The 3,681-nt window shown below is 59.4% G+C and carries 2 protein-coding genes; both read right to left on the reverse strand.

All coding sequences use genetic code 11. From position 1 onward, the window contains the following. Window positions 1-328: 328 nt before the first annotated feature. Window positions 329-1,051: a MobA/MobL family protein gene (locus KB893_RS18080; protein WP_211927686.1), complete on the reverse strand. Its 723-nt coding sequence runs from the start codon at window positions 1,049-1,051 to the stop codon at window positions 329-331. 238 nt (window positions 1,052-1,289) lie between these two features. Next, window positions 1,290-3,620: a type I restriction endonuclease subunit R gene (locus tag KB893_RS18085; RefSeq protein ID WP_338027004.1), complete on the reverse strand. Its 2,331-nt coding sequence runs from the start codon at window positions 3,618-3,620 to the stop codon at window positions 1,290-1,292. Between the last annotated feature and the right edge of the window lie 61 nt (window positions 3,621-3,681).

Genomic DNA, 3,681 nt, shown 5'->3' on the forward strand with positions numbered 1-3,681 from the left:
CGGCCTCGGCCTCGCGCAGGAAGCCGATGATCTGCTCTTCGGAAAAGCGCTTCTTCACGTCCAATCTCCTTGTCGTTGCGGATTGGACTCCAGATCGCAGTGCTACTCAAAGGCGGGGGGACGTCGCTCGCCCTTGGCACCGCGACCTACAAGAATCAATCCGGGCGTCTTGCGGCTGGTCGCCAATCGACTGATTTTTCAGGGCAACCTGTGGCTGCGCAGGATGCGATTGCGCTACAAACGTCGCAAATCGCATCTTGTGCAACGTGTTCCAAGGTGTCCACTTCCGCCGCGCCATACGGCCGGTGCCGATCAGGAGCCCGGCGAGTCAAGCGGTATCTGCTCCGTCGTCCCCACGCAATGACACGTATTGCGCTTTCTCTTTCGACGACATGTCTCTGATCCTCGCCGGACCGAGATGCCGTTCGGCCCTTCTATCGATGCCCTGCTCCCTGAGCGAACGGTGATCCACACGCGCAGCGTGCCCGTTGATCTCCAGGTGATGATTGATAGTGTCCGCCACCGACTTGCGCACGGTGGTGACGTCGTGTCTCAACTGCATTCGACTCCGGCCTCCACTTGCCTTCTTGCGGCCTCCACGCTCGGGACACTTGCTGTTGTGCCTGGCGAAGAACCGCTCTGCGGGACGCTCGATTCCGTCATCCACGCGATCGCAAGTCATCAGATGAAGATGGGGGTTGGACCGCCCCCCCAGCGACGAAGTGGGCGCATGCACTGCGAACTGATACGGCTTTCCTGGTGCCAGCACTTCAATGACATCCGCTACCAGCGCAGCATTCTGCTCAGCCGTCAGCTCATCGGGTAGCGCAATGATCGCCTCGCGATACGCTGCACCGTTCTTGCGTTCGTACTTGTCTGCCGCCTTCCAGAGTGCCCTCGGATCGTTAGCTGCCCATGCGGGAAGGTTCCCGTGCTCTGTATAGACCAAGTCTTCCTTCTTGCGATGGTAGCCCGCCCTGGCGATGTAATCTGCGTGATTGTTGGCAGAACCTTTGCAGCCGCTTTTGATTTCGAAATGGAAAGTTGCCATCTGTGTATTACCCTTTTCGTGTAGAGGAATGAAAAAAGCCGGCGAATTTGCCTTCGCCGGCCTGGATAAGTGCGTTCTGGATTGTCTCGCCTAGAAACGGTAAGTGCGCGTAGGCATTGTCCCCCATTACTACGAGGGCTCGCCATCAATCTCCAAGCACTACCTTTTATCGATCACGCAGTCCTACCGTCTCATACACGTAATGGAGTCTGTAAGAATTTACACAAGCATCAAGTCTCTAGTGCAGAACGCTTACCCCCTCGGGACCAGCGAGCGAGAAGAGATGCGTGAATACCGCCTGCACCTTGCCGGCGATGTCATCCTCCGAGTACCCCATATCCGAAAGGTCATTGGCCCACAGGTGATTCTCAATCTCCAGTCGCAGCCGGGCTTGGGTAGCGGCCATATCGCGCCAGTGCCCAAGCAGCAAGTTGCCTCCCTGCAGCTTCGCTAGCAGCTCTACCGCTACCTTCTTGATTGCTTCGCGTTCCTTGGGCTTCAAGGCATCCTTCTGCAACAGGTCGAACACGGCCAACTGCTGTTGGTTGTCCAAGCCCTCACGCTGAAACCGCTTGGCCTCTTCGTCCAGACTGTCGTACGTCGCGAACAGGTCATCCATCACTTTCTGGATTTCGGCCGCGTCCTTGTCCTTATTGTAGTCCTGCACGATCTCCTGATAACGCTCGTAGAGCTCCACTCGCGTCGGGTTTTCGGTCACCATCTGTTTGAGTCGCTCCTCGATCTTCTCCATCAGGTTCATGGCCACGATGTTCTTCAGCTTGGTCTGCTGGAACTCGGCCTTCAAGCGATTGAAGTCGATCTTGGAGAGTTCGTATTCCTTGGGCTGCTTGGCATGTGTCGGCTCGATGGACACGCCCAGGTCCACCACGTCGTACAGGTCCTGCAGGAGCGCGGACACGTCCAGCGTGGTACGTGCGGCTTGCAGCTTGTTGTAGATGGCATTGAGAGCGCTTTCCTGCGCGTCGTAGTCATGCAGGCCGGGGTTGGGGAACAGGCCGCGATACTTGGCCTGTATGTCCTGCACATGCACCTGATAGGTCTTCCGGCGCTCCTCGGTCTCGGCCAGCAGGTTGACGGCCTCCAGAACCTTCTCACCCTTGTCCATCCCCTGCGCGTGGATGACATCGTCCAGATCGAATCCGAGATCGGACAGGAACTCGGTCGCGTGTCGCAAACTTGCCGCGTACTCGGCCAGCGCCTCGGCCTCGTCCTCCAAGTAGCTCTGACCGTCGGTACTGGCACCGCCCTGGTCACTTTGCCCAAAGGTAGCCAGCGCCTTGCGCAGGCTTTTGATCATGCCGTTGTAGTCGATGATGAGGCCATTGGCCTTTCCGCCGCCAACCCGATTCACGCGGGCGATGGCCTGCATCAGCGTGTGCCCCTGCATAGGCTTGTCCAGGTAGAGCGTCGCCAGCGACTTGACGTCGAAGCCAGTCAGCCACATCGCGCAGACAATAGCCACGCGGAACGGGTTGTCGGCCTGTTTGAACTCTCGCTCCAGGTCACGAGCAGTCATCTTGGCGCGGTGCGGCGCGATGTCCAGCGGTTCGCCGCGGTGGTTCTTCCACTTCTTGAACGCCTCCACCTCGCCCTGCTCGGACGACACCACGACGCAGAACTCGGTTCCACGCATCCACTCCAACTGCTCGCGCTGCTGCACCAGCGTGAGCGGAAACGCTTTGCCTTTGGCGGTGAACAGCGCCTCATCCTCGCCCACACGTTGTTCCAGCGCGTCTGCCTTGGCCTTCCACTTGTCCGCGATCAGGTCGTACATCTTCACGCAGGTGATCTTGTCGATGCAGACCAGCAGCGCCTTGCTGTTGCCACCGCTGACGGCCTTACGACGCTGGGCGTAGTGCTCGACAAAGTCCTGTGCAACATCGTCGAGTCGAGTCGGGGAGGTAAAGATGGCGTACTCGCCGGCCATCTTCTGGTAGAGCTTGTCTTCCTTCTCGTCCGTCCACGGGTCTTCCAGGGTGGCGTTCTGCTTGGCCGCCTCGATGTGCTGCGCGATGCGTTCGCTGACCTTGGGATCGATGATCTTCAGCTTCTCGCCACGATTGATGTACTTCAGCGGCAGGGTCGCACCATCGGCGACGGCGCGCTGGAAGTCATAGACGGAGACGTAGTCGCCGAACACCTCGCGGGTGAGCTGTTTCTCGGCCGCCTCGATCAAGGGGGTTCCGGTGAAACCGAGGAACTTGGCCCGTGGAAGGCCCTTTCGCATGTTCAGGGCCAGGCGGCCGTACTGCGAGCGGTGCGCTTCGTCGCTGATGACAATGATGTTCTCGCGCTCGGAGTAGGGCTCGGTCACCCGCTCGCGGTACTTCTGGATCAAGCCGAACACGTAGCTGCGGTTTTCGTCGCGCAGCATTTTTCGCAATGCAGCGCCGTTTCGGGCTTGGTCGGTCCGGCTGTCCGCCTTGCCGCAGTTGGTGTAGGTGCTGGCGATCTGGTCGTCCAGCTCGGTGCGGTCGGTGATTGACCTGCCCCCAGCAGCCGTACCACCAGTTACTGGGAGAGTCCGGGGTTGAAGGGTACTGCGGATGTGGCGGTTTGGGTTCGGTGGTTGGCGGCGAACTGTGCCGGCGGGATGCGGCCGCAACTGC

The sequence above is a fragment of the Coralloluteibacterium stylophorae genome, from assembly GCF_018122625.2.
Lineage (GTDB): Bacteria > Pseudomonadota > Gammaproteobacteria > Xanthomonadales > Xanthomonadaceae > Coralloluteibacterium > Coralloluteibacterium stylophorae.

What these genes read in the sequence shown, in the direction of transcription:
- KB893_RS18080 (WP_211927686.1), bottom strand. Translation starts at nt 1,051, where the DNA reads ATGGCAACTTTCCATTTCGAAATCAAAAGCGGCTGCAAAGGTTCTGCC.